At 71.7% G+C, this 24,828-nt stretch carries 21 protein-coding genes and 1 riboswitch; of the genes, 13 read left to right on the forward strand and 8 right to left on the reverse strand.

The genetic code is table 11. The annotated features are described in order from the left end of the window. The first annotated feature begins 33 nt into the window (after positions 1-33). The 5 genes from IO29_RS14075 (at position 34) to IO29_RS14095 (ending at position 7,141) form a co-directional block, all read left to right on the forward strand. Positions 34-1,887 carry a hypothetical protein gene (locus IO29_RS14075; protein WP_030380142.1) on the forward strand — a complete coding sequence of 618 codons (1,854 nt, stop codon included), beginning with the start codon at positions 34-36 and terminating at the stop codon, positions 1,885-1,887. A gap of 110 nt (positions 1,888-1,997) precedes the next feature. Beyond that, complete coding sequence (locus tag IO29_RS14080; protein WP_030380143.1) at positions 1,998-2,678, forward strand: vWA domain-containing protein; 681 nt, start codon at positions 1,998-2,000, stop codon at positions 2,676-2,678. A gap of 1 nt (position 2,679) precedes the next feature. Then, positions 2,680-3,852: a protein phosphatase 2C domain-containing protein gene (locus tag IO29_RS14085; protein ID WP_030380144.1), complete on the forward strand. Its 1,173-nt coding sequence runs from the start codon at positions 2,680-2,682 to the stop codon at positions 3,850-3,852. Between the two features lie 39 nt (positions 3,853-3,891). Next, the gene (locus tag IO29_RS14090; protein ID WP_030380145.1) at positions 3,892-5,595 is read left to right on the forward strand and encodes a hypothetical protein; all 1,704 of its coding nucleotides are present in this window, start codon (positions 3,892-3,894) and stop codon (positions 5,593-5,595) included. Then, positions 5,582-7,141 carry a protein kinase family protein gene (locus IO29_RS14095; RefSeq protein ID WP_030380146.1) on the forward strand — a complete coding sequence of 520 codons (1,560 nt, stop codon included), beginning with the start codon at positions 5,582-5,584 and terminating at the stop codon, positions 7,139-7,141. Before IO29_RS14090 ends, IO29_RS14095 begins: the two co-directional genes overlap by 14 nt. Positions 7,142-7,214: 73 nt before the next feature. Here the strand turns inward: IO29_RS14095 and IO29_RS39430 are convergent, their stop codons facing one another. The 4 genes from IO29_RS39430 to IO29_RS14115 form a co-directional block, all read right to left on the reverse strand. Then, positions 7,215-7,892, reverse strand: coding sequence for a Crp/Fnr family transcriptional regulator (locus IO29_RS39430; RefSeq protein WP_051707631.1), 678 nt, complete (start codon positions 7,890-7,892; stop codon positions 7,215-7,217). Positions 7,893-7,897: 5 nt separating this feature from the next. Continuing rightward, positions 7,898-8,389, reverse strand: a complete 492-nt coding sequence (locus IO29_RS39435) for a Pycsar system effector family protein (RefSeq protein WP_030380148.1) — start codon at positions 8,387-8,389, stop codon at positions 7,898-7,900. Positions 8,390-8,478: 89 nt separating this feature from the next. Then, the gene (locus tag IO29_RS14110; RefSeq protein WP_030380149.1) at positions 8,479-9,036 is read right to left on the reverse strand and encodes a glycoside hydrolase family 25 protein; all 558 of its coding nucleotides are present in this window, start codon (positions 9,034-9,036) and stop codon (positions 8,479-8,481) included. A gap of 258 nt (positions 9,037-9,294) precedes the next feature. After that, on the reverse strand, positions 9,295-9,684 hold the full coding sequence (locus tag IO29_RS14115; RefSeq protein WP_030380150.1) for an ArsR/SmtB family transcription factor: 390 nt from the start codon (positions 9,682-9,684) through the stop codon (positions 9,295-9,297). 94 nt (positions 9,685-9,778) lie between these two features. Between IO29_RS14115 and IO29_RS14120 the strand changes: the two genes are divergently transcribed. The 3 genes from IO29_RS14120 to IO29_RS14130 all read left to right on the forward strand — a co-directional run bounded on the left by IO29_RS14120 (position 9,779) and on the right by IO29_RS14130 (position 13,767). Continuing rightward, positions 9,779-11,752: a heavy metal translocating P-type ATPase gene (locus tag IO29_RS14120; protein WP_030380151.1), complete on the forward strand. Its 1,974-nt coding sequence runs from the start codon at positions 9,779-9,781 to the stop codon at positions 11,750-11,752. Positions 11,753-11,959: 207 nt separating this feature from the next. Continuing rightward, positions 11,960-12,529, forward strand: coding sequence for a TetR/AcrR family transcriptional regulator (locus tag IO29_RS14125; RefSeq protein ID WP_030380152.1), 570 nt, complete (start codon positions 11,960-11,962; stop codon positions 12,527-12,529). 299 nt (positions 12,530-12,828) lie between these two features. Next, entirely contained in the window at positions 12,829-13,767 is a 939-nt protein-coding gene (locus tag IO29_RS14130; protein ID WP_030380153.1) for an NADP-dependent oxidoreductase, read from the forward strand. Between the two features lie 117 nt (positions 13,768-13,884). Here the strand turns inward: IO29_RS14130 and IO29_RS14135 are convergent, their stop codons facing one another. From IO29_RS14135 to gcvT, 4 genes are all read right to left on the reverse strand, one after another. Next, the gene (locus IO29_RS14135) at positions 13,885-15,252 is read right to left on the reverse strand and encodes an L-serine ammonia-lyase (RefSeq protein WP_030380154.1); all 1,368 of its coding nucleotides are present in this window, start codon (positions 15,250-15,252) and stop codon (positions 13,885-13,887) included. A 180-nt stretch (positions 15,253-15,432) separates the two neighbouring features. After that, a complete protein-coding gene (gene glyA / locus IO29_RS14140; RefSeq protein ID WP_051707632.1) occupies positions 15,433-16,734 on the reverse strand; it encodes a serine hydroxymethyltransferase in 1,302 nt (433 codons plus the stop codon). Between the two features lie 11 nt (positions 16,735-16,745). Continuing rightward, positions 16,746-17,126 (reverse strand): glycine cleavage system protein GcvH, encoded by a 381-nt coding sequence (gcvH, locus tag IO29_RS14145; protein ID WP_030380156.1) that lies wholly within the window; start codon positions 17,124-17,126, stop codon positions 16,746-16,748. 238 nt (positions 17,127-17,364) lie between these two features. Next, a complete protein-coding gene (gene gcvT / locus IO29_RS14150; protein WP_030380157.1) occupies positions 17,365-18,507 on the reverse strand; it encodes a glycine cleavage system aminomethyltransferase GcvT in 1,143 nt (380 codons plus the stop codon). 194 nt (positions 18,508-18,701) lie between these two features. Then, positions 18,702-18,803, reverse strand: a riboswitch (glycine riboswitch). Positions 18,804-19,176: 373 nt separating this feature from the next. On the opposite strand from gcvT, the gene IO29_RS14155 reads away from it, so the two are divergent. The 5 genes from IO29_RS14155 (at position 19,177) to IO29_RS14175 (ending at position 24,781) form a co-directional block, all read left to right on the forward strand. After that, positions 19,177-19,842: an AAA family ATPase gene (locus IO29_RS14155; protein ID WP_030380158.1), complete on the forward strand. Its 666-nt coding sequence runs from the start codon at positions 19,177-19,179 to the stop codon at positions 19,840-19,842. Positions 19,843-19,907: 65 nt separating this feature from the next. Continuing rightward, positions 19,908-20,681 (forward strand): enhanced serine sensitivity protein SseB, encoded by a 774-nt coding sequence (locus IO29_RS14160; protein ID WP_030380159.1) that lies wholly within the window; start codon positions 19,908-19,910, stop codon positions 20,679-20,681. A 100-nt stretch (positions 20,682-20,781) separates the two neighbouring features. Then, positions 20,782-21,573, forward strand: coding sequence for an enhanced serine sensitivity protein SseB C-terminal domain-containing protein (locus IO29_RS14165; protein WP_030380160.1), 792 nt, complete (start codon positions 20,782-20,784; stop codon positions 21,571-21,573). A 346-nt stretch (positions 21,574-21,919) separates the two neighbouring features. Beyond that, positions 21,920-22,918, forward strand: a complete 999-nt coding sequence (locus tag IO29_RS14170) for an ABC transporter permease (RefSeq protein WP_030380161.1) — start codon at positions 21,920-21,922, stop codon at positions 22,916-22,918. 69 nt (positions 22,919-22,987) lie between these two features. Continuing rightward, complete coding sequence (locus tag IO29_RS14175) at positions 22,988-24,781, forward strand: ABC transporter substrate-binding protein (protein WP_030380162.1); 1,794 nt, start codon at positions 22,988-22,990, stop codon at positions 24,779-24,781. Positions 24,782-24,828 lie beyond the last annotated feature (47 nt).

Raw genomic sequence — 24,828 nt, forward strand, 5'->3', positions numbered from 1 at the left:
TCTTTGACAGTCAGCCAGTCACCGGTGCCGCGCATGGCACTGGGACCCACCAGAGCGACCCAGCCGCACCTCGCGGTCGTCTACGCCGACGCGTTCGGCGACGTCGAGTGCTTCGAGGGCCGCCCGATGAAGCCCTCGCAGCAGGTGTTCTCCCGCTACCGCACCCGGTACGAGGTCGACCTGCGCGCCCACACCCGCACCGCCGTCCTCGGACGTAATCCGCTGGTCTCCCGGGACGGCGTCCACACCTTCGAGGTGACGGTCTCCTTCACCTTCGGCATCGACGGCTGGGACGGCGCCAAGAACTGGGTGCGGGCCGGTCTGGAAGACGCCCTGACGCCGGTGCACCAACACCTGATCACCCTCTTCCACGGGGCCGGCCGGCGCTTCGACATCCGCGACGCCTCCGGCCTGGAGCACCACCTCAATCAGCTGTGCGCCCGGCCGACGGCCCTCCCGGCCGGGCTGCGCCTCCACGGCTGCCGGGTGTGGGTCTCCGCCGCGGAGGCGGCCCGCACCCACGAGGAGACCCTCATCCGGGCCGCCTGGCGGGAGGAACAGGGGGCCGCCGAGCACACGCCGGACCTCGGCGAGACACGGCGCCAGGGCGAGATCGACGCCCTGAAGCAGGCCCAGGAGCTCGCGGCCACCGCCCGGCAGGCCCGCGCCCTGGCCGGGATGCTGGTGACCGCCGAGGACCTGATCAAGCAGTACCTGGTGACCCACCCGCACGACGCGGCCGGTGCCTTCGCCATGCTGCGCCAGATGGAGGACTCCCGGGCCGCCACCGCCGAGTTGCAGAACCAGCGCGCCCTCGGCCTGTTCGAGGTGATGGCCGACAAGGGGCTGATCCAGTCCGGCGACCTGGACCTGATGCGCCGGCAGCTCACCGGCACGGTGGGCCGCGCCACCGGCGGCGACGGAGCCCTGCCGCCCGTCGCCGCGCCCCTGCCGGCGCTCGGCACCCGGCCCTGGGACGCGCCCCCGGCCCGGCTCACGGCGGCCGCGCCTGCGCCGGTCCCGGGCAGCCTGGTCCCGGGCGCCTCGGCCCCCGGGTCCCCGACTCCCGGCACGCCGACTTCCGGCACGCCGGCGCCCGGCATCCCGGCCCCCGGCCCGGGGACGCGTCCGGCCGCCGGGTCCGCCTTTCCGGCGGCCGGGGAGCCCGCCCCCACCCTGGTCGAGCCGTCCGGCGCGGACACCCTCCGGACTCCGTCCGCCGCCTTCGCCGGTGCCGCGCTGATCTATCTGGTGCTGGACGAGTCCCTCGACCGCGCGTCCGTGGACGAACTCAACCGCGGCCTGGCCGCCCTGCACTCCGCGCTCTCCGCCGCGCCGCGGGTCTCCGCCGCACTGCGCCTGTGCGTCCTCGGCATGGCCGCCACCACCGAACCCCGGCTGCACCTGGAGCAGGTGGTGCCCGGCACCCGCACGCCGATCCTCGTCGAGCGGCCGGGACTGTCGTACACCCACGCCTTCCGCACCCTGAAGTCGCTGATCGGGCAGGACGTCACCGTCGTCAGGGCGGAGGGCGTACAGGTGCTCAGGCCCGTCGTGTACTTCCTCACCGGCGGCGTGCCCGAGGACGCCACAGGTTGGGAGGCCGCCCACCGGGAGCTGACCGACGCCGCCACCCACCCCGCGGCACCGCATCTGATCGCCCTGGGCATCGGCCGGGCCGAACCCCGGGCGGTGCGCACCCTGGCGACCAGGCCGGAGTTCGGCTTCACGGCGGCCCCGCACCAGGACACCGCCTCCGCCGCACACAGCTGCGCCGCCCTGCTGCGCGACGGGGTCGTCGGCTACGGGGAGCGTCTCGCCGCCGGCGACCCCCAGTTCTCGGTCACCGCACCGGACGGTTTCCGGCCCGCACAGGACGCACTCTGACGTATTCTCCCGCCATCTGACGGCCCGTCATACGGCGCCGGAAGGGGGACCGGGAAGCACCACCACCCATGTGACACCAACGGGACGAGAACGACGGAGACGGAACGACAATGAGGGAAAGCAATCGGGGGCACTTGCTCCCCATCTACGTTCTGGCCGACGAGTCGGGCTCGATGAGCGAGCACATCGACGATCTCAACGACGGCCTCAGATCACTGCACCAGGCCCTGCTCGGCGAACCGATGGCCGCGGCCAAGGTGCGCTTCTCGGTGCTGGGCTTCTCGGACGACGTGGTGGAACGGGTCCACCTGGTGGACCTGCGCAGCGCGAACGAGTTCCCGCGCCTGTGGACGCGCGGCATGACCAGCTACCGTGCCGCCTTCGAGGACCTCATCGCCCGCATTCCCGGCGACGTCGGCTCCCTCAAGTCCGAGGGCTACCTGGTGCACCGGCCCGCCGTGTTCTTCCTCAGCGACGGCCTGCCCAACCACGGGGAGGACTGGCAGGACGCGCACCGCCGGCTCACCGACCACGCCACCACCCTGGGCGCGCCGAACATCATCGCCTGCGGCATCGTGGACGCCGACGCGCCGACCATCAACCAGGTCGCCACCCGCCCCGAGTTCGGGTTCGTCGCCAACAAGGGCGTCGACGTCGGCGCGGCGATCGCCAAGTTCTGCACCTCGCTCACCAAGAGCGTGATCGCCTCGGGGCGGTCACTGACGTCCCAGTCGCCGCAACTGGTGGTGGACAAGCCGGAAGGCTTCACCGTCGCCATCGACGTGATCTGACGTGGGCAAGCACCGCCAGAGCCCCGAGGAGCAGTGGGGTCCGGACCGGCCCGTCCCGCCCCCGCCCCGTCCGGCGCCGGCCCTGTACGTGCCGGAACCGCAGGAGCCCCTGGAGCCCCTGGAGCCGCTGGGCCAGGGCGGAGGGCAGGAGCCCGGCCCCGGCGAGGTGTACGACTGGCAGCGGGAGGACTGGTCGGAAACGGGTGCGCCCGCCCCGTCGGCCCACCGCACACCCGGCGCTCTCGTCCAGGCGTCCGGCCACGCCGCCGGCGGCGAGGCATCACCCGGTGACCGCTGGCGCCCGCTCGTCGTGGGCACGCCCGGTCCGCTGTTCGCCCCCCGACCGCCGACCGGGGGGCTGTCGTACCGCCCCGACACGGTGTGCGACGGCTGGTCCACCGACGCCCTCGACCTGCGGCTCGCCTCCGTTCGCGGTCACCAGCACCGCTACGACGGCCGTCCGCGCGAGGACGACGCGGCAGCGGGCTGGGACCCGGCGACCGGTGCGGTGGTGTTCGCCGTCGCGGACGGCGTGTCCGACGCGCGGCAGCCGCACATCGGTTCGCAACTGGCCTGCCGCAGCGCGGTCGACGAACTCCTCGCCCAGGTCCGGGCGGGCGCCGGCCGGGCCACCGACTGGCGGAAACTGCTGTCCACGGTCCACTGGCAACTGCTGGAGCAGGCCCGTCGCCTCCTGCGCGCCCCGGACACGGGCGTCGAGGCCACGGCCGACCTGCTGGCCACCACCCTGGTCGCCGGCGTGGCCACTCCGGGCCCGGGCGGGGTGCGGGTGGAGCTGGTGTGGGTGGGCGACTCGGGGGTCTGGGCGATCAAGCACGGAGAGCTCTACCCGCTGGCCGGCGGCAAGCGGACGGGAGCCGACGGGCTGCTCTCCTCGGCGGTCCGGCCACTGCCGTACCTCCCCGCCGAGATCCGCCCGTTCGCCTTCGAACTGGACCCGGGCACCGTCCTGCTGATCGGCACCGACGGCTTCGGGGACCCCGTCGGCGACGGCCGGGGCGCCGTCGCCCGGCTCTTCGCCGACGCGCTGGTGGGCCCCGTGCCGCCGTTGGGCTTCGCGCACCTGCTCGACTTTTCGCGGGAGACGTTCGACGACGACCGGACCCTGCTGGCCCTGTGGCCCCGGAGCGAGGTGCGCGAGTGCCGCGGCTGACGAAGGCGGCCGGATGCCGCGCTTGAGAGAGGTGGCCGGATGCCGGAGATAAAGGTGCGCTGGGTCCGCCCCGACCAGCTGGGTGAGTACCGGTCGAACCGGCTGGGCGACGGCGGTCAGGGCGTCGTCTACGCCGTGCCCGACCCGCCGGACCGGCTGGACGGGAGCTCCTGGGTCTACAAGGAGTACCGGGAGCCCGTGAACGCCGACGTGCTGCACGACATGTGCTGTTTCCTCGAGCCGCTCGCACTCCGCGAGCGCTCCTTCCTCCGGGCCCGGCTGGCCTGGCCGGCCGTCATGGTCTACGACGGCCGGCCGCCCACCGCCCCGTTGCCGTCGGCGAACCCGGGCACCCGTGTGCGCGGCTTCCTGATGCCGCGGGTGCCCGGCGAGTTCGAGCTGTACAGCAGCCAACTGGGACAGACCAAGGCGCAGGGTCTGGAGTTCCTGCTCAACGAGGACGCCTACACGGCGAAGATCGGACTGCACGTCGACGACCGACAGCGGCTGCGACTGCTGATCGACCTGGCCAGAACCCTGGTACGGCTGCACGAGCAGCATGTGGTGGTGGGCGACCTCTCTCCCAAGAACGTCATGTTCACGCTGGCCGGGCAGGGCAGATGCCTGCTGATCGACTGCGACTCGATGCGGTACCGGGGCAGGGACGTGACGCCCCAGCTGGAGACCCCGGGCTGGACGGTGCCGGAACCGGAGAAGGCCACGGTCGCCTCCGACTCCCTGAAGTTCGGGCTGCTCGCCGCGCGGGTCTTCAACCGCAGCCAGGACGACACGGATGTCGGACCGCTGCGGGGAATATCGACGCAGTTGGCCAATCTGGCCACACGCAGCCGAAGCGGCGAGCCGCACCGCCGGCCGTCGCCCGGCGACTGGCTGACCGATCTGGAGATGGCGGACAACCGGCTGAAGAGCCGCCCCGCCGCCGGCCGCCCCTCCCACCCCACCGCTCCGACGCCGCAGCCCGCCCCGGAACCGCGGCCGGCCGCGGCCCCGGGGCCCAAGCCGCCTTTGGCCCGTACGACACCCTCACCCGCCGCCGGCACCCTGCCGCGACCGGTGCCGCCCCGGGCCACGTCGTCGTCGTGGGTGAGGCAGGCGCTCACCGTGCTGGTGCTGGTCCTGGTGGTGCTCGGCGCCGCGGTCGGCTACTCCCTCATGGAGCACGGGCACGACTCCGAGGGCTCCGGCGGCTCCGGCGGCTCCCCGGCGGCGACGTCCGGCGGCTCGTCCGGCACCACCCTCGACCGCGCCGACGACTCCGCCGCCCCCGGCTCGGGCGGGAAGTCCGCCCCGGCCCGCGCCCGCGCCTTCGGCACCGCCGTCGACTACTCACGGGTCGCCGACGAACCGGAGGCCGAGAAGGTGGCCGACATGTTCGCCGGCTTCTACGGCGCCATCAACGCCGGGAAGTACGACACCGCGCTGCGCCACTACGACCCCGCGACCACCGCCGTCGACCTCGGCTCCGCCCGAGGCCGCCGGGAGTGGAAGCGCCTCATGTCCACCACGAAGGACAGCCGCCTGGTGCTGCGCTCCCTGGACACCTCGGGCGACTACACGCTTGCCACGCTGAGCTTCCGCAGCCACCAGTCCGCGGGCCTCGGCCCGGGTGACGCCCCGGACTCCACCTGCGAGGACTGGCGGGTGACCTACCAGCTGACCCACACCGACGGCTACCGCATCTACAAGGCACCGCAAGGCGGCGTGAGCCATGCGGCCTGCTGACTCGGGGGACTCGACCGCCTGCTGGTTCCTCCTGCTGCACGTGGCGGGTATCGGCGAGCGCGCCGAGACCGCTCAGGCGTTCCTGCGCGACGTCCTGGAGAAATGCACCCGCCAGGCGCTCACCGAGGCGCGGGTGCGACCCCAGGAATTCCGGATGCAGGCCCGGGACGCCGGCCTCGGCGTCCGCGTCTCCATGGATGTCAGGGGGGCCGGGCTGCTGCGGGACTTCGTGCGTTCCCTCGACGACCACCTGGCCGGGCACAACGACCGCTGCCGTGGCGACCACAGGCTGTCCGTGCGCCTGGGCCTGCACATGGGCACGATCGCGCCGGGCGCGGAGCACTGGTCGACCCGGGCGGTCTCCCACCTGGTCCGGCTGATGGAACTCACGCCCACGGGACCGGCGTCCGACCCTCCCACGCTGGTGCTCGTGCTGTCGGACGTGTTCCACAAGCTCGTCGTCATGGCCGCGGACCCGGGCATCCGGCCGACCGACTACGCGCCCTTCGAGGTGCCGGCCGGAGCCGACGGCGGGCCGTGCGAGAGCTGGGTGTCCGTCGCCGGACGGGCCGGGCCCCCGTCGTGGGCCCCCGCCGCTCCCGTGGACACGCCGGAGGCGGAGTGGCCGCGCACCGGCGCCGCCGGGCCGGCCGGCGAACCCGGCGCACAGGCGGTGCCCGGCATCTCCGGGCCGCTTCTGCATCCGAACCTCCGGCTGGGAGAAGGCGGCCAGGCCACGGTGTACCCGGTGGTGCGCGACGTCCCCGGACTGAGCGGTCCGCTCGCCTACAAGGAGTACCGCCCGGGTGTGCTGCGCGATCCGGAGGTGTTGCAGAACATGGTCGGGTTCTTCCGGGCCCTCGCCCGCGACAGTCCGGACGAACACGCCTTCCTGGACTCCCGGCTGGCATGGCCGCTGATGGTGGGGCGGCGACTGGGGGTGCCGAGCGGCGTCCTGATGCGGCAGGCCTCCGCGGACTACGTCCTGCGGAGTCCGGCCCTGCACGACCGGCCACGCAGCCTCGACCTCCTGCTGAATCCGGACGCGTACCTCCGCCGGATCGGGCTGGAGGTCGGCGACGAGCTGCGTCTGCTGCTGCTGAAGGACCTGGTTGGGATCGTGGCCACGCTCCACCGGCACGGCATCACGGTGGGGGACTTGTCCCCGAAGAACATCCTGTTCCGGGTGGACGTGTGGCCCAGCTGCCTGCTCATCGACTGCGACTCGATGCGGCTGCGGGGCCGTGACGCGCTGGATCAGGTGGAGACGCCGGGGTGGGCGGCGCCGGAACCGCGCAAGGCGACACGGGCGTCGGACGTGTACAAGCTGGGGCTGATGGCGTTGCGGTTGTTCAATCGGGACCAGGAAAGTACGGACAGCGGTCCGCTGAGCGGCCGTTCGGCCGAGCTGGCGTGGATGGCCGAGCGCAGTCTCGCGGACCGGCCGCGGCACCGGCCGCCCCTGTCCGAATGGCTGCCCAAACTGGAGCGGGCCGCCGGGGAGGGCAAGTCGGACACCACCTGGATCGACGTCGACGAGGTCTGACCCTCCGGCCGGGCGGCTCTCCGGCCGGGCGGCCCCGCGTCCCGATGGTCCGGGCCCGTGATCCGTGCCCCGGTCAGTCGCCGAAGGCCTGCCGTTTCAACTGGTCGGCGGAGCGGACAAGCAGGTACTGGCGGCCCGTCACGACCCAGCCGTCCGTGCGCCACCGTGTCAGGACCCGGCTCACCGTACGGCGGGAGGTGAGCAGCAGACCGGCCAGATCGTCCTGGGAGAGCGGGAGGGCGATGCGGTGGCCGGTGCCGTCGGGCTCGGGGCGGCCGCATCGTTCGACGAGGTCGAGGAGGAGGGCGGCGAGCCGGGCGGGCACCGGCTCGGTGATGCCGGCGCGTTGCAGGTCGGCCTCGCGCAGCCGCTGGGACAGGGTCTGCTGAAGCGCCGCGCCGATGCCGGGGCGGGTCCGGGCCAGGGCGTGGAAGCGGGCGCCGGGCACCCGCAGCAGCTGGGCCGGGCCGGCCGTGAGGAGGGACGCCGAGCGGCGACGCCGTTCCACCCCGGCCTGCTCGCCGAGGAGTTCACCGGGACCGCGCAGCGCCAGCAGCGCCCGGTAGCCGGCGGGGGACTCGGCGACGACCTTGACCCAGCCGCGCAACACGACGATCAGGTGGTCGGAGTCCTCGCCCTGGGCCAGGAACATCTCGCCCGGGGGCAGCCGTACGGCGGTCGCGACCCCGCGCAGCGCGGCGCGGTCGCCGTCCTCCAGCGCGTCCCAGAAGGGTGCCGGACGGTGATCCACGCCGGTCAGCCCAGCAGCCACGCGAGTGCGATGGCCGCCACCCCGGTGACGGCCAGCAGCAGTGACTGCTGTACCCGCTGGTGCTTGGTCCAGGCGATCCTGCTCATGGAGACGATCTGCCGTGACAGCGACTCCAGCGGGGAGGTGTCGGCCAGCTTCTCGGCAAGGTGCTCGGGAGCCCAGTGGCGCAGGTCGCCGAAGTAGACGAAGTGCTCCCGCCAGTCGTGCCCGGCCGGGGTCCGCAACCGTGGACCGACCACCGACACGGACGCGAGGGCGGCGAGTGCGAGAAGGCCGGCTCCCAGCCAGAGGAGGATCACGGGCAGCGTGCCGTCGAGTTCCGGCCGGTGCCGGGAGCCGGAGACCGCGATGACGGCTCCGAGGACCGCGGACTCCAGAGTGAGCGCGAAACCGGCTTTCGCGTCCACCTTGCCGGTCCAGTCGGCGAGCGCCGCGTGGATCCGCCAGGCGGTGTCCACGGGATCCGTCTGCGCCATGTTCGTCAACCCCCGTCGTCGACCGCATCGGGACGGGGTCAGTGTGGCCCCGTGGACGAGCGGTGAAACCTCTGGGCGGACCGTGTTTCTCAGGCGTCGTCCGCCCACTTCTTCAGCGCGGCCTTGCTGCCGAAGTCGGCGACGTCCTTGTCGTGCGGGTCGGACGTGTACTGGTGGAAGCGCCACTTGGCCTTGATACGGGGTTCGCCGGCCGTCACGTAGTCGGCGATCCAGAGACCGTCGCCCGCGTAGGAGGTGGTGTCGACGTTGAGCCAGAAATGCCGGTTGCAGTAGAGGAGGACCCGGTGGTTCGGCCGCAGTGCCTTCACCTTGCGGATGAAGCTGTCCTTCTCCGCGTTGCTCGCGTGGGTGCCCTCGCCGGTGGTCTCCCAGTCGACGGCGAGGAGGTCGCTGCCCTTCTCGGGGGCGTGTTCGACGAAGTACTCGGCCTGGGCGGTGAGGTTGCCCGGCCAGAGGAAGTGGTAGAAGCCGACGACGAGTCCGGCGTCGCGGGCGTGCTTGGTCTGGGCGGACAGCCGGGGGTTGACGTACGAGCGGCCCTCGGTCGCCTTGATGAAGGCGAAGGAGAGACCGTCCGTGCCGAAGGAAGAGGACTGGTAGGCGCTGACGTCGATGCCTCGCAGCATGGGGGGACTCCTCGAAGTGTGCGGTGGGGTACGGGAGTTGCCGCCCGTCCACCCTGACACGAGGGTGGTGCCCCGTGTACGCGGAACCCTCACACGCCGAGGTGGCCGTACTAACACTCGATGATGTTGACAGCGAGCCCGCCCCGGGCCGTCTCCTTGTGTGTGACGGGCCTCTGCCCACCTCGGTGGTCGCACTGCTGGTCCCCGAGGCGCGCGACAGGACGGAGCACCCGCCGCGGGTCATCGACCCGGCATCCGCTACTGCCCGGCGGTGTCCGGTCCGGCCGCGCGGGCCGGGGTGTCGTGCACGCCCAGGCGCAGGTGCTCGACGTGATAGAGCGCCTGGTCGAGAAGTTCGGCGACGTGGTTGTCGTAGAGGGCGTAGACGATCGACCGACCGTGACGTTCGCCGGTGACGAGGCCCAGGTTGCGCAGCAGGCGCAGCTGGTGGGAGCAGGCGGAGGACTCCATCCCGACCGCTTCGGCCAGGTCGCTCACCGAGCAGGGGCCTTCCTGGAGGCGGGCCAGGATGTAGAGCCGGGACGGGGTGGCGAGGGCCTGGAGGGTGGCGGCGACGTCGGCGGTGCCGACCGCGTCGAGGCGCTCGCGGGTGGTGGCGCTGCTGGCGGTGCCGGTTCCGTGACCCATGCACGTCATCATAACGATTACACCTGAAGACTTGTTCACATGTTCCTGTATGGTGGTGCCGTCACCCGGATCGCCCGTGAAGGGTTGTTTTGTCATGTCTTCTGTCCTGGATCAGCGGCCCGCGCCGCCCGCCGGCGTCCGGCGCTCGGTGGCTCCGCGCCGCCGCACGCGGCTGCTGGCACTGCCCGAGGCCCGCTGGGCACTCGCGGCCCTGGTGCTGTTCCTCCTCGCCCTGCCCGTGTACCTGCTGGGCGGCCCGGCGTGGCTGTGGGGCACGCTGTTCGCCGCGACCTACGTCACAGGCGGGTGGGAGCCCGGCTGGGAGGGGCTGAAGGCCCTCAAGGACAAGACCTTGGACGTGGATCTGCTGATGGTCGTCGCGGCGCTCGGCGCGGCGGCGATCGGCCAGGTCCTCGACGGGGCGCTGCTGATCGTCATCTTCGCCACCTCCGGCGCCCTGGAAGCGATCGCGACCGCGCGGACCGCCGACTCGGTGCGCGGGCTGCTCGACCTCGCCCCCGCCACCGCGACCCGCCTGCTGCCCGACGGGTCCGGAGAGAGTGTGGACGCGGCATCGCTCGGTATCGGCGACACCATCCTGGTCCGGCCCGGTGAGCGGGTCGGCGCCGACGGCCAGGTCCTCGACGGCACCAGCGACGTCGACCAGGCCACCATCACCGGCGAACCCCTCCCGGTCGCCAAGCAGGTGGGGGACGAGGTCTTCGCCGGCACCGTCAACGGCACCGGCGCCCTGCGCGTACGGGTGGAGCGGGACCCGTCGGACTCGGTGATCGCCCGGATCGTGAAGATGGTCGAGGAGGCCTCCGAGACCAAAGCCCCGACCCAGTTGTTCATCGAGAAGATCGAGCAGCGCTACTCCCTCGGCATGGTCCTCGCGACCCTCGCCGTCTTCCTCGTCCCGTTCGCCCTCGGTGACGGACTGCGCTCGGCGCTGCTGCGCGCCATGACCTTCATGATCGTCGCTTCCCCGTGCGCGGTGGTGCTCTCCACCATGCCGCCGCTGCTGTCGGCCATCGCGAACGCCGGACGGCGCGGCGTGCTCGCCAAGTCCGCCGTCGTCATGGAACGCCTCGGCCAGATCGACCTCGTGGCCCTGGACAAGACCGGCACCCTCACCGAGGGCACCCCCCGCGTCACCGACGTCCGCCCCCTTTCCGGGACCGGACCGGACGGGCACACGCTGCTCAGCGTGGCGGCAGCCGCCGAGCACCCCAGCGAGCATCCCCTGGCGCGGGCGGTCGTCGACGCCGCCCGCGAGGCAGGTCTCACCCTGCCTGAGGCCACGGACTTCTCCTCCGTGCCCGGCCAGGGCGTCACCGCCACCATCGACGGCCACGTGATCCAGGTCGGCTCCCCCTCCCGGCTGCCCGCCGACATCCCCGCGGGGCTTCACGAGGCGGTGGCCGAGTTGGAGGACGCCGGGCGCACCGCGGTCGCCGTCCTGCGGGACGGCCAGGTGCTGGGCGTCCTCGGGATCGCCGACCGGCTGCGGCCGGACGCCGCGGCGACGGTGGCCGCGCTCACCGAGCTGACCGGCCGCACCCCCGTCCTGCTGACCGGTGACAACGAGCGCGCGGCGGTGCGTCTGGCCGCCGAGGTCGGTATCACCGACGTCCGCGCCGGGCTGCTGCCGCAGGACAAGGCCGCCGCGGTCAAGGCGTGGGAAACGGAAGGGCGCCGGGTGCTGGTGGTCGGCGACGGCGTCAACGACGCCCCCGCCCTGGCCGCCGCGCACTCCGGGATCGCGATGGGCAAGGCCGGCTCCGACCTCGCCCTGGAGACCGCCGACGCCGTCGTGGTACGCGACGAACTCGCCACCATCCCCTCCCTCGTGCGGCTCTCGCGCACCGCTCGCCGCCTGGTCGTCCAGAACCTGGTCATCGCCGGGGCGTTCATCACGGTGCTCGTCGCCTGGGACCTGATCGGGAATCTGCCGCTGCCGCTCGGTGTCGCCGGGCACGAGGGGTCCACCGTCATCGTCGGCCTCAACGGCCTGCGCCTGCTGCGCGAAGCCGCTTGGCGGCGCCTGACGGCGGACACCGAGTGAGCAGGCGCCCCCGCCGTGCCGCCTCCGCCTCCGCCCCTGGGCCGGGGCCGGGGCCGGAGGCGGCATGGCCCACCGTCACCGCCTGAAGCCGTAGCCCCTCGCGTCCGCCCTGCCGTTCGGCGGTCGTAGGAGGCCGGAAACGGTTGACTTCAAAGCATCGACGTACGATGTCTCCGGGTGACGTTTCGGCCGAGGTGCAGGAGAGACATGGCGCGCTGGGAACCTGGAGCGGCCGGGCGGCTCCGGGAGGCCGCGGTCGAGCTGTTCGCCCGCCAGGGGTACGACCAGACGACGGCGGCGGAGATCGCGGCAGCCGCGGGGCTGACCCGGCGCACGTTCTTCCGGTATTTCCCTGACAAGCGTGACGTGTTGTTCGCCGGGGAGGCGGCCTTGGAGCGGGCGCTGGCCGACGCCGTCGATGAGGCGCCGGAAGGGCTTTCGCTGCTGTCGCTGATCGGGTTGGCCCTGGATCGGGCGAGTGACGTCTTCGCGGATATGCCGCGGGACCGGGTGCGGGCGCGTCAGGCGATCATCGACTCGGACGCGACATTGCTCGAGCGCCAGCGTGAAAAATACGCTGCCCTGGCCCGCGCGATGGGCGCGGCCTTGCGGCGCAGAGGGATCGGCGAGCCCGCGGCGACCTTGGCGGCCGAATGCGGCTCGGTCGTCTTCACCCTCGCGCTCGCGCAGTGGTTGGCGGACGGCGAGTCGCGACCGTTGTCGGTCATCGCCGCGGAGGTGCTCGCGGAGCTGCGTGCGCTGGATGTTCGTCGCTGAGCTTGCCGGTGCCGGTGCCGGCGTCTGTGCGCCGTGACGTGATCAGCTCTCCGTATACCCCCGTCGCGGCGGGCCGGTCGGCCATTTCGCGATGAGGCGGCCGCTTCCTCGCGGCGAGGCTCCGTTCGCACCCCTCCCGTCGTGGGAAGCGCTCTTCGGCCGAGTCCCGGCCAGAAGGACGGTCTGTGCGTTGCCTCTCCCCTCTCCCTCAGCCCTCCCTCAGCACCCAAGGGATGGCACTGAGAGACATCACCCGCTAGTGTGATGGCTCTCAGGGACATCACGGCGTGGAGGATTTGATGAGGCGCATTCAGTACCACCGGTACGGCGGCCCCGAAGTGCTGCGACTGGAGGAAGTGCAGCCGGCGCGGCCGGGGCCCGGGGAGGTTCTGGTCCGCGTAGGGGCGGCAGGGGTGAACCCGATGGACATCGGGATACACCTCGGCCGGGTGAAATCCCTGACGGGCCGGAAGTTCCCGCGCGGGCTGGGACACGATTTCTCGGGCGTGGTCGAGGCGGCCGGCGACGGCGTCACCCGGCTGCGTCCCGGCGACGAGGTGCTGGGGGTGACGAGCCTCAAAGCGGCCGGAGCGTTCGCCGACATGGTGGTCGCCAAAGAGACGGACGTCGTGCACAAGCCGGCGAACGTGTCCTGGGAGCACGCCGCCACGCTCGGTATCGCGGGCGGAACTGCCTATCAGGGCCTGAAGAGGGCCAAGCTGCGATCGGGGCAGGCGGTCTTCGTCACCGGCGTGCTCGGTGCGGTCGGCCGGTCGGTGGCGCAGATCGCCATGGCCGCCGGTGCCACCGTGAGCGGCAGCTGCCGTGAGAGTGCGTGGCAGGACGCGTATGACCTCGGTGTCTCGCCGGTCGTCGGCTTCGACTTCGACTTCGATGCGCAGGAACTACGCGGACGATTCGACATCGTCTTCGACACGTCCGGCAAGCTACCGATCGCGACGTCCCGCACGTTGTTGAAGTCCGGCGGCCGGATCATCGACATCGTGCCGGCGCCCGCGAAATTCGTCCGCAGTGCTCTGAGCCGCTCGTACCAGGTGGTGATGGGCAAGTCCAACCAGCAGGACACCGAAGAGATCGCGCGGCTCGCCGGGGAGGGCGTGCTGCGTCCGCTGATCAGCCAGACGGTACCGCTCGACGAGGCGATACCGGCACTGACGGAACTCGAACGCAACCGCAAGCCCGGAACCGGAAAACTCGTCTTCACCATGATGTCGTGACTCATGACGGCTCCCATGGCGTCTTCCTCGGCGAGGGCGCCGGGCTTTCCGCCGCGTGAGCGGGGAAGGCCCTGACCGCGCGGAAAGAGACGTACGCGCTGGTCGGGGCCCGTTTCCCTAGCACTCGATGATGTTCACCGCGAGCCCGCCCCGGGCCGTCTCCTTGTACTTGACGGACATGTCCGCGCCCGTTTCCTTCATCGTCTTGATGACCTTGTCCAGGGAGACCTTGTGGGAGCCGTCGCCCCGCATCGCCATGCGGGCGGCGGTGACCGCCTTCACCGCGGCCATGCCGTTGCGCTCGATGCACGGGATCTGGACGAGACCGCCGACCGGGTCGCAGGTGAGGCCCAGGTTGTGTTCCATGCCGATCTCGGCGGCGTTCTCCACCTGCTCCGGGGAGCCGCCGAGCACCTCGGCGAGGGCGCCGGCCGCCATCGAGCAGGCGGAGCCGACCTCGCCCTGGCAGCCGACCTCGGCGCCGGAGATCGAGGCGTTCTCCTTGAAGAGCATGCCGATCGCGCCGGCCGCGAGCAGGAAGCGGACGACGCCCTCCTCGTCGGCGCCCGGCACGAAGTCCATGTAGTAGTGGAGCACCGCCGGGATGATGCCGGCCGCGCCGTTGGTCGGGGCGGTCACCACCCGGCCGCCGGCCGCGTTCTCCTCGTTGACGGCCATCGCGTAGAGGGTGATCCACTCCATCGCCAGGGTCGCCGGGTCGCCCTCCGAGCGCAGCTTGCGCGCGGTGTTCGCGGCGCGGCGGCGCACCTTCAGACCGCCGGGCAGGATGCCCTCGCGGGACATGCCGCGCGCCACGCACGCCTTCATCACCCGCCAGATCTCAAGGAGCCCGGCGCGGATCTCCTCCTCGGTGCGCCAGGACAGCTCGTTCTCCAGCATCAGCGCGGAGATGGACAGACCCGTCTCCTTCGTCAGGCGCAGCAGCTCGTCGCCCGTGCGGAAGGGGTACTTCAGGACGGTGTCGTCGAGCTTGATGCGGTCGGCGCCCACCGCCTCCTCGTCGACGACGAAGCCGCCGCCCACCGAGTAGTACGTCCTGCTCAGCAGCTCGGCCCCCGAGGCGTCGTACGCCCACAGGGTCATGCCGTTGGCGTGGTAGGGGAGGGCCTTGCGGCGGTGCAGGACGAGGTCGTCGTCGTAGGAGAAGGGGATCTCGTGGTCGCCCAGGAGGTTCAGGCGTCCGGACTCCTTGATCGCCTCGACCCGGTCGTCGGCGCGCTCCACGTCCACCGTGCGTGGGGAGGCGCCCTCCAGACCGAGCAGTACCGCCTTGGGGGTGCCGTGGCCGTGGCCGGTGGCGCCGAGGGAGCCGTACAGCTCGGCGCGGACCGAGGCGGCGGGGTCCAGCAGGCCCTCGTTGCGCAGCCGGCGCGCGAACATACGGGCCGCGCGCATCGGGCCGACCGTGTGGGAGCTGGACGGGCCGATGCCGATCGAGAACAGGTCGAAGACCGAGATGGCCACGGGCGGACTCCTCTGGGCGGGGGTGGTGCGAGGTGGGGCCGCCGCTCCCGCGCGGTGTGGGCGCGGGCACGGCGGCCGGGATCCGGGGCGCGCGGGTTGCGGCGCGCCCCGGGGGTGGGGGCGTACGGCGGCGCGTGCGCCCCCGCAGGGCGTACGACGGCGCGTGCGCCCTCGGACGTACTACGTGCGCACGCCCGGGTACAGCGGGTGCGTCGCCACGAGTGCCGCGACGCGCGCCTTCAACGCCTCCGCGTCGAACGACGGCTTCAGCGCCTCGGCGATGACGTCCGCGACCTCCGCGAAGTCCCGCGCCTCGAACCCGCGCGTGGCGAGCGCGGGCGTGCCGATGCGCAGCCCGGAGGTGACCATCGGCGGACGCGGGTCGTTGGGGACGGCGTTGCGGTTGACCGTGATGCCGATCTCGTGCAGCCGGTCCTCCGCCTGCTGCCCGTCCAGCGCGGAGTCGCGCAGGTCGACCAGGACCAGGTGGACGTCGGTCCCGCCGGACAGCACGGACACACCGTGCTCCCGGACGTCGTCCCGCACCAGCCGTTCGGCCAGGACGCGGGCGCCCTCCAGCGTACGACGCTGGCGGTCGGCGAACTCCTCCGAAGCCGCGACCTTGAACGCGACGGCCTTCGCGGCGATCACATGCTCCAGCGGACCACCCTGCTGACCGGGGAAGACAGCCGAGTTGATCTTCTTGGCCAGCTCGGCCGTGGAGAGGATCACACCGCCGCGCGGGCCGCCCAGCGTCTTGTGCGTGGTCGTGGTGACGACATGGGCGTGCGGGACGGGGCTGGGGTGCAGCCCGGCCGCGACAAGCCCGGCGAAGTGCGCCATGTCGACCATCAGATACGCGCCGACCTCGTCCGCGATCCGGCGGAACGCGGCGAAGTCCAGCTGCCGGGGGTACGCCGACCAGCCGGCCACGATCAGCTTCGGCCGGGACTCCTTGGCGAGCCGCTCGACCTCGGCCATGTCGACCTGCCCGGTCTCGCCGTCGACGTGGTACGCGACCACGTCGTAGAGCTTGCCGGAGAAGTTGATCCGCATGCCGTGGGTCAGGTGCCCGCCGTGCGCGAGGTCGAGGCCCATGATCGTGTCGCCGGGCTTGAGCAGCGCGAACATCGCGGCGGCGTTGGCCTGTGCGCCGGAGTGCGGCTGCACATTGGCGTGCTCGGCGCCGAACAGCGCCTTCACCCGGTCGATCGCGATCTGCTCGACGACGTCGACGTGCTCGCAGCCGCCGTAGTAGCGGCGGCCCGGGTAGCCCTCGGCGTACTTGTTGGTGAGGACCGAGCCCTGGGCCTCCATGACCGCGACCGGGGCGAAGTTCTCCGAGGCGATCATCTCGAGGGTGGACTGCTGGCGGTCCAGCTCGGCGTCGACCGCGGCGGCCACGTCGGGGTCCAGCTCGTGCAGCGGGACGTTGAGCAGGGACGCCGAAGACTGGGGGAACTGGGGGGACAAGGGTGACATGGGTGGAATCCTCAGCCGGCGATGAAGACGGTGTACTCGTCCGCGGAGAGCAGGTCGTCCGGGGTGCCGGTGATCCGCACCTTGAACAGCCAGCCGCCCTCGAAGGGCGCGGAGTTCACCAGCGACGGGTCGCCGACCACGTCGTCGTTGACCTCGGTGACCTCACCGGTGACCGGGGAGTACAGGTCGCTGACCGACTTGGTGGACTCCAGTTCGCCGCAGGTCTCGCCCGCGGTGACGGTGGCGCCGACGTCGGGGAGCTGGACGAAGACGACGTCGCCGAGCGCGTTGGCCGCGTGCTCGGTGATGCCGACCGTCGAGACGCCGTCCACGGCGTCCGACAGCCACTCGTGCTCCTTGCTGTAGCGCAGCTGCTGGGGGTTGTCGCTCATGGCTGGATTCTCCTGTACGCGGGGAATGGGGTGGGAAAGGGGGGTGTGGGGCGGACGTGCGGTGAGGGTACGGGGGTGGGGGCGCCCGGACGTGCGCCCAGTCTCCATGTCCCGGGCGCCCGGCGCGCGCAGAATCGTGCGCCGGGCCGTTCCGGGGCGTTTCGGTTGGTTTCGGTCCGTGCCGGGGTGCCGGGTGTCCTCGGGGCGCTCCCGGCGGCCCTGCCGCCGGGCCGCGTCGTTACTTGCGGCGCTTGTAGAAGGGCAGCGCCACGACCTCGAACGGCTCGTGGCTGCCGCGGATGTCCACCGCGACACCGGGGGCGCCCGGCGCGGCGTGCGCGGCGTCGACGTAGGCCATGGCGATCGGCTTGCCCAGTGTGGGGGAGGGCGCGCCGGAGGTGACCTCGCCGACCACCGTGCCGTCCGCGACGACCGGGTAGCCGGCGCGCGGCACCCGGCGGCCCTCGGCGACCAGCCCGACGAGCACCCGCGGCGGGTTCTGTCCGGCCCGCTCGGCGGCGGCGGCCAGCGCCTCGCGGCCGACGAAGTCGCCCTCCTTGCCGAACTTCACCACCCGGCCGAGTCCGGCGTCGAAGGGGGTGAGCCCGGTGGTCAGCTCGTGCCCGTACAGCGGCATGCCGGCCTCCAGGCGCAGCGTGTCCCGGCAGGACAGCCCGCACGGGACGAGCCCCGCGGACGCGCCGGCCTCGGTCAGCGCCTGCCACAGCTTCTCGGCGTCGGCGGGGTCGACGAACAGCTCGAAGCCGTCCTCGCCGGTGTAGCCGGTGCGGGCGATCAGCGCGGGCACGCCGGCGACGGTGCCGGGGAGGCCGGCGTAGTACTTCAGTCCGTCCAGGTCCGCGTCGGTCACGGCGGCGAGGATGCCGGGGGAGGCGGGGCCCTGGACGGCGAGGAGCGCGTAGGCGTCCCGGTCGTCGCGCACCTCGGCGTCGAAGCCGGCCGCCCGCTCGGTGAGCGCGTCGAGGACGGTCCGGGCGTTGGAGGCGTTGGCGACGACCAGGTACTCCGTGTCGGCGAGCCGGTAGACGATCAGGTCGTCGAGGATGCCGCCGTCCGCGCGGCAGATCATGGTGTAGCGGGCACGGCCGACGGCGACCGAGCGGAGGTCGCCGACCAGCGCGTGGTTCAGGACGGCGGCGGCCTCCGGGCCGGTGACGGCGATCTCGCCCATGTGGGAGAGGTCGAACAGACCGGCGCGGGTGCGGACGGCGAGATGCTCCTCGCGTTCCGAGCCGTAGCGCAGGGGCATGTCCCAGCCGGCGAAGTCGGTCATGGTGGCGCCGAGGGAGCGGTGCAGGGAGTCCAGGGCGGTGCGGCGGGGGGTGGCGTCCGGGGTGGTGCCGGGGGTGGTGCTGCTCATCGGTCGTTCTCCCGGGTGGAGGGGTGGCGAGACGGGTGCGGACGGGCATCGCGGAGTGCGCGTGCGATTCCCTGTCCTCCCCCTCTGTCATCGGAACCTGAGAGCTTCGCCGTGACCCGGTGACGGGGTCGTGGCTTGCACCTTGGGTGGGACCGCCGTGGTCGTGTCGTCGGCGGTCCGCTTTTCAGATGTGCCTCGCCCGCGCGGTAACTGGGCCTGAGAGATTCAAGGGAGTGCTTGCTCCTTCGGCGCCCCGGTCACAGCCCTAGGGCCGGGGACTCTCCCGCGCGGATTCAAACGGCCGGTATGCGGTTGGGCCGCCATCATCGCATGCCTCCGCGCCCCCACCGCCCCTGCCCTTCCCCTCCCTCACCCGGGGCCTCCGCCCCGGGGCCCCCGGGGGGGGGAGCGGGGCTGGGTGGGAGAGGGGCGCGGGGAGAACTCGGGTGGGTGCGGCGCGTGGGCGGGTGCGGCTGGGTCCGTGGCCGCTCGCGCAGTTCCCCGCGCCCCTGAGACGGGGCTGCGCCCCAGGAAAGCTCGCCGCGCCCCACCCCCGCTCTGTAGCAGCCCTGTTGCACGAGGCGGACCTGTTGGAGAGACACCGTGCATTACCTTTTCTTTACGCTCGGCGGGGAAGGGACTCGCATGTCCCGGAGGGAGACGATCAGGGTGGACAGGTCCACGGCGTACGGCACGACACCGGCCCTCGCACTGCCCGACCGGACAACGGTCGCGCTGCCACCACAACCGACCGCCCCCGTCGTCCGCGACCTCCGCGACCGCGCCGGCCGCACCCCCCACGGCCTGACCTTCGCCGCCCACGACGTCGTCGTCGTCACCGGCCTCCCCGGCAGCGGCAAGTCCACGCTGATGCACCGCGCCGTACGCGGCCCCCGCGTCGACTCGCAGGACACCCGCGACCGCTGGGACGCCCGCACCCCCCGCCTCCTCCCGTACGCCGTCTACCGCCCCCTCGTCCGGCTAGCCCACTACGCCGGACTGCGGCGCGCGGTCCGCGCCGGCGGCGGCGTGGTCGTGCACGACTGCGGCACGCAGGGCTGGGTGCGCGGCTGGCTCGCCCGCGAGGCCCGCCGCCGCGGCGGCGCCCTGCACCTGCTGATCCTCGACGTCGGCGCCGACCGGGCCCGTGCGGGCCAGCGCGAGCGCGGCCGGGGCGTCTCGCCGTACGCCTTCCTCCGGCATCGCAGGGCCACGCGACGGCTGTTGCGCGCGGTCGAGCGCGGCACCCTCCCCGAGGGCTGCGCCTCCGCCACGCTCCTGGACCGTCCCGCCGCGGACGCCCTGCGCAGGATCGAATTCGGGGGCGACCGGTAGCGCACCGGGCGATAAAGTCTCGTGCCGGAACGGCACACACCGGCAGGGCAGGGCGGTAGAGACACATGGACATCCCGGCACAGGCGCACCCGCAACCCCACCCCCACGGCGGCTGGCCCGGCAACGAGCTGGAGGAGGTGCTCTCCGCCTCCCTCGGTGTCCCCTCCGCCGGCGCCCGCATCGTCGAGGTGCTCACCCGCAGCTTCCTCTGGGTCCCGCTCCCGGGCGGCCGCGGCGCGCACGGCGGTCCGCTCGACCTGCCCACCCTGGAACTGGACGGCCAGGTCTACGTCCCCGTCTTCAGCTCCGAGGAACAGTTCCGCCAGGTCGCCGGCGCGCACATGGGGTTCACCATCGCTCCGGCCGTGGAGTTCGCGCGCGGACTGCCCCCGCAGGTGGGCCTCGCCGTCAACCCGGACGGCGTGCTCGGCATCCCGCTGCCGCCCGACGCCGTGGCCGAACTGTGCCGGGGCGGCCGTACGCCGCTGGACGGCCCCGCCTCCGGCGGTCGCGTCCGGCTGTTCGAACCGGACTGGCAGGACGACCCGGTGGACCTCCTCGCCGCCGCCTCCGCCGAGTTCGCCGCGACCGGCCTCGTGCTCTCCGCCCGCCGCTGCCTCGCCGCGATCGAGACGGCCGACCCCGTCATGTTCGTCGGCGTCGAACTCGCCTCCCGCGACCCCGAGGCGCACACGGTCCCCCTGGACGCCCTCGGTCGCGCCCTGGCCAAGGCCCCCCTCGCCACCCCCGTCAACATGGTCTTCCTGGACGCCGCCCAGGACCCCGTCTGCGACTGGCTGCGGGAGAACGTCCGCCCCTTCTACCAACTCGGGTACTGACGGCGACCCCCGGGAAGGGCCACGCTCCCCGGCCCACCCCCCGGCCGTCGGCAGACCTTAAGCTGTCCCCAGCCAATGTCTCGCGAAGGGGCGGTAGAAGGTGAGCGCGTCGGGCACGGCCGCGGCCGGGCAGGTCGAGCACATGCTGCGCCAAGTCACGCCCGGGCGTTACGACGCCTACGAGGCGCTGCTCCGTGCGCTCGCGTCGCCCTCTTCCGGCCCCCTCTGGATGCTGCTCTGGCAGGGCCGCACCGGTTCGCCCGACGCCCAGTACGGCACGATGGAGGTCGGCGGCTTCCCGTACGCCCCCTGTGTGACCTCCGCGCAGGAGCTGTCGGCCAGCGGCTGGAACCGGTCCTACGAGGTGGTCGACGGCCTCGAGGCGGCCCGCGCCCTCTACCCCGACCACTACGGCCTGTGGCTCAATCCGCACGCCCCCGGCGGCGGCGTCGGCATCCCCTGGCTGGATCTGCGCCGCATCGCCACGGGTCTGGACCGACAGCCGGCCGGACCGCTGCGGATGAGTGAACCGGCCATCGAGATCCCGCAGTTCTACGCCCTGCTCACGCAGAACGCGCACCGCACCCCCGCGGTGCGCGCGCTGCGCCGCGCCTGGGTGCAGCCGGCGCTCGGCGCGCCGTACCTCGCCATCGGCCTGGACGTCTACGAGGCCTCGCCGCCCGCCGTGGACGCGGTACGCACGATGATGCGGCAGTCGGTCGTCGCCGTGCCGGACGGACTGCCCGTCTCCACCGTCGCGCTCTCCGACCCGCACGACCCGGTCGCGATGTGGCTGCGGGCCCGCACCAGGCCGTTCTACGACCGCGAGGCCCACGCCCCGGCCGCCGCGCCCGCCACCGGCTACGGCTACCCGCACACGCCCGGATACTGAGACACGCGTACGCTGCCGCGTGAAGGCTGCTCATCGTACCTTCACGTTAACTCCGTGTTTCTTCGCGCGTAGATGGCAACGGAAGGATCGGTTCCGTTCGGCTATCGGGCCCCATGCCCCAATTGCCCCTCGTCCGGCTCCCGTTACCCACTGTCCGCATAACGGAACACCTCAAAGAGCATCACGGTTGCGCATCCATTCACCGTCAAGTCTGGCAACAGATCGCCGGAGCGTTGAAGACTCCCGCACCAGGGGAGCGTTCGCTCCCGTGTACGACGGACTGATCACGCCGCTACGAGCGGCAAGTGCGGGCCGGCTACCGCCGGTTGAGAGGGGTCCCTGCCAGATGACGGCACCATTGCACGAGCCGACCGCGGAAGCGGCTCCGAGTGCGGCCGAGGAAGCGGCGGTTCAAGGCGCCGGTACGAAGGCCGTACAGGGGCGTTCCCTGGGCCGGATCGCCTGGGAGCGCCTGAAGCGGGACAAGCTCGCCCTGACGGGCGGCATCGTCGTACTCCTGCTGATCCTGGTCGCGATCCTCGCTCCGCTCCTGGCCGGGCAGGACCCCGACGCCTACCACGAGAACCTGATCGACCCGCTGTTCGGCACCCCCACCGGGTCCCTGGGCGGCGTCAGCGGCGACCATCTCCTCGGCGTCGAGCCCGTCAACGGCCGCGACATCTTCGCCCGCATCATCTACGGCTCCCGGATCTCGCTCCTGGTCGGCTTCCTGTCGGCCCTGGTGGCCGTGGTCCTCGGCACCGTCCTCGGCATCCTCGCCGGCTTCTTCGGCGGCTGGGTCGACGCCGTCGTCAGCCGCGTCATGGACGGTCTGCTCGCCTTCCCGCAGCTGCTGTTCATCATCGCCCTGGTCTCGGTGATGCCGAACAACATGCTGGGCCTGTCCGGCACCGGCGTGCGCGTCTTCGTGATGATCCTCGTCATCGGCTTCTTCGGCTGGCCGTACATCGGCCGTGTGGTGCGCGGCCAGACGCTGTCCATGCGCGAGCGCGAGTACGTCGAGGCGGCCCGCTCGCTGGGCGCCGGCCGCTTCTACATCCTGTTCAAGGAGCTGCTGCCCAACCTGGTCGCGCCCATCATCGTGTACACGACGATGATGATCCCGACCAACATCCTCACCGAGGCGGCGCTGAGCTTCCTGGGCGTGGGCGTCAAGCCGCCCACCTCCTCCTGGGGGCAGATGCTCTCCACCGCGATCGACTACTACGAGTCGGACCCCATGTTCATGGTGGTCCCCGGCGTGGCGATCTTCATCACCGTTCTGGCCTTCAACCTCTTCGGCGACGGCGTGCGTGACGCGCTCGACCCGAAGGGCTCCCGCTGAACTGCCGTACCCCCTACTGAGGTTCGCGAATTGTCCGCGGACCGATTGACATCCGGAGGATCCGAGATCGTGACTACCCAACGCACCACAGGGCGGCGCAAGCAGGCGGCGGCCGCCGCGATCGCGGTCGCCGCGCTGCTGAGCACGGCGGCGTGCGGCGGCAACGACGACAGCGACGGCGGTTCGAAGAGCGGCGCGGCCGGTTTCAACGCGGCCAACAACAAGGTCGCCCAGGCCTCGCTGGCCAAGAAGGGTGGCGAGCTCAAGTTCGCCAGCGTCCAGGACGCCGACTCGTGGGACACCACCCGTGGCTACTACGGCTTCATGTGGAACTTCTCCCGCTACTACAGCCGTCAGCTGCTGACGTACAAGACGGAGCCGGGCACCACGGGCGCCGAGCTGACCCCGGACCTCGCCGCCGACATGGGCAAGGTCTCGGACGACGGCAAGACCTACACCTTCACCCTCCGTGACGGCGTCACGTGGGAGGACGGCAAGGCCATCACCGCCCAGGACGTCAAGTACGGCATCGAGCGCCAGTGGGCGCAGGACGTGCTGTCCGGCGGTCCGGTCTACATGAAGGACGTCCTCGACCCCAAGGGCGAGTACAAGGGCCCCTACAAGGACAGCTCCAAGGACCACCTGGGTCTGAAGGCGATCGACACGCCGGACGAGAAGACCATCGTCTTCCACCTGCCGAAGGCCAACTCGGACTTCCTCCAGATGCTGGCGCTGACCTCGTCCTCGCCGGTCCGCCAGGACAAGGACACCAAGTCCAAGTACGGTCTGCACCCGTTCTCCTCGGGCCCGTACAAGTTCCAGTCCTACGCCCCCGGCAAGAACCTGATGCTGGTGCGCAACAGCAACTGGAAGGCCGCCTCGGACCCGGTCCGCAAGGCCTACCCGGACAAGGTCAGCATCAAGTTCTTCACCAACGCCAACGACCTGGACTCGCGTCTGATCAACGGCGACTACGACATCGACCTGGCCCAGACCGGTCTGTCCCCGCAGGGCCGCTCCACCGCCCTGAAGCAGCACAAGGCCAACGTGGACAACCCGGTCTCCGGGTACATCCGTTACGCGGTCTTCCCGCAGAGCGTGAAGCCGTTCGACAACGAGCACTGCCGCAAGGCCGTGATCTACGGTGCCGACCACGTCTCCCTCCAGACCGCGCGTGGCGGCCCGCAGGCCGGCGGTGACATCGGCACCAACATGCTCCCGCCGTCGGTGCCGGGCGCCGAGGGCCAGAAGTACGACCCGTACAAGCTGGCCACGGACAACAAGAACGGCAACGTCGAGAAGGCCAAGGAAGAGCTGAAGGCCTGCGGCAAGCCGAACGGCTTCAAGACCACCATCGCGGTCCGCAACAACAAGCCGGTCGAGGTGGCCACCGCCACGTCGATGCAGGCCTCGCTGAAGAAGGTCGGCATCACCGTCGACATCGACCAGTACGACGGCTCGCAGACCACCGGCATCATCGGCAGCCCCTCGAACGTGAAGAAGAAGGGCTACGGCATCATCATCATGGGCTGGGGCCCGGACTTCCCGTCCGTCCAGGGCTTCGGTCTGCCCCTGTGGGACAGCAGCTACATCCTCGACAGCGGTAACAACAACTACGCGCTGATCAAGGACAAGGCGATCGACGGCCTCTTCGACGACTACAACAACACGCTCGAGGACTCCAAGAAGGCCGAGATCGCCAAGGAGATCAACCACAAGGTCATGGAGGGCGGCTACTACCTGCCCTTCGTCTTCGAGAAGTTCATCAACTGGCGCGGTTCCAACGTGGCCAACGTGTACACGACGGGCGCGTACAGCGGTATGTACGACTTCGTCAACATGGGCCTGAAGTCCACGAAGTAAATCCCGGCACACCCGCCGAACGGCACGAAAGGCAGGTGAAGGCCGGC

It is taken from the genome of Streptomyces sp. NRRL F-6676, assembly GCF_000725625.1.
In the GTDB taxonomy this organism is placed as follows: domain Bacteria; phylum Actinomycetota; class Actinomycetes; order Streptomycetales; family Streptomycetaceae; genus Streptomyces.

Bases quoted from the DNA above. Each gene is read 5' to 3' on its own strand.
- IO29_RS14075 (WP_030380142.1), top strand. From the start codon at position 34: ATGGCACTGGGACCCACCAGAGCGACCCAGCCGCACCTCGCGGTCGTC.
- IO29_RS14080 (WP_030380143.1), top strand. From the start codon at position 1,998: ATGAGGGAAAGCAATCGGGGGCACTTGCTCCCCATCTACGTTCTGGCC.
- IO29_RS14090 (WP_030380145.1), top strand. From the start codon at position 3,892: ATGCCGGAGATAAAGGTGCGCTGGGTCCGCCCCGACCAGCTGGGTGAG.
- IO29_RS14095 (WP_030380146.1), top strand. From the start codon at position 5,582: ATGCGGCCTGCTGACTCGGGGGACTCGACCGCCTGCTGGTTCCTCCTG.
- IO29_RS39435 (WP_030380148.1), bottom strand. From the start codon at position 8,389: ATGGCGCAGACGGATCCCGTGGACACCGCCTGGCGGATCCACGCGGCG.
- IO29_RS14110 (WP_030380149.1), bottom strand. From the start codon at position 9,036: ATGCTGCGAGGCATCGACGTCAGCGCCTACCAGTCCTCTTCCTTCGGC.
- IO29_RS14115 (WP_030380150.1), bottom strand. From the start codon at position 9,684: ATGGGTCACGGAACCGGCACCGCCAGCAGCGCCACCACCCGCGAGCGC.
- IO29_RS14120 (WP_030380151.1), top strand. From the start codon at position 9,779: ATGTCTTCTGTCCTGGATCAGCGGCCCGCGCCGCCCGCCGGCGTCCGG.
- IO29_RS14125 (WP_030380152.1), top strand. From the start codon at position 11,960: ATGGCGCGCTGGGAACCTGGAGCGGCCGGGCGGCTCCGGGAGGCCGCG.
- IO29_RS14130 (WP_030380153.1), top strand. From the start codon at position 12,829: ATGAGGCGCATTCAGTACCACCGGTACGGCGGCCCCGAAGTGCTGCGA.
- glyA (WP_051707632.1), bottom strand. From the start codon at position 16,734: ATGTCACCCTTGTCCCCCCAGTTCCCCCAGTCTTCGGCGTCCCTGCTC.
- gcvH (WP_030380156.1), bottom strand. From the start codon at position 17,126: ATGAGCGACAACCCCCAGCAGCTGCGCTACAGCAAGGAGCACGAGTGG.
- gcvT (WP_030380157.1), bottom strand. From the start codon at position 18,507: ATGAGCAGCACCACCCCCGGCACCACCCCGGACGCCACCCCCCGCCGC.
- IO29_RS14160 (WP_030380159.1), top strand. From the start codon at position 19,908: ATGGACATCCCGGCACAGGCGCACCCGCAACCCCACCCCCACGGCGGC.
- IO29_RS14170 (WP_030380161.1), top strand. From the start codon at position 21,920: ATGACGGCACCATTGCACGAGCCGACCGCGGAAGCGGCTCCGAGTGCG.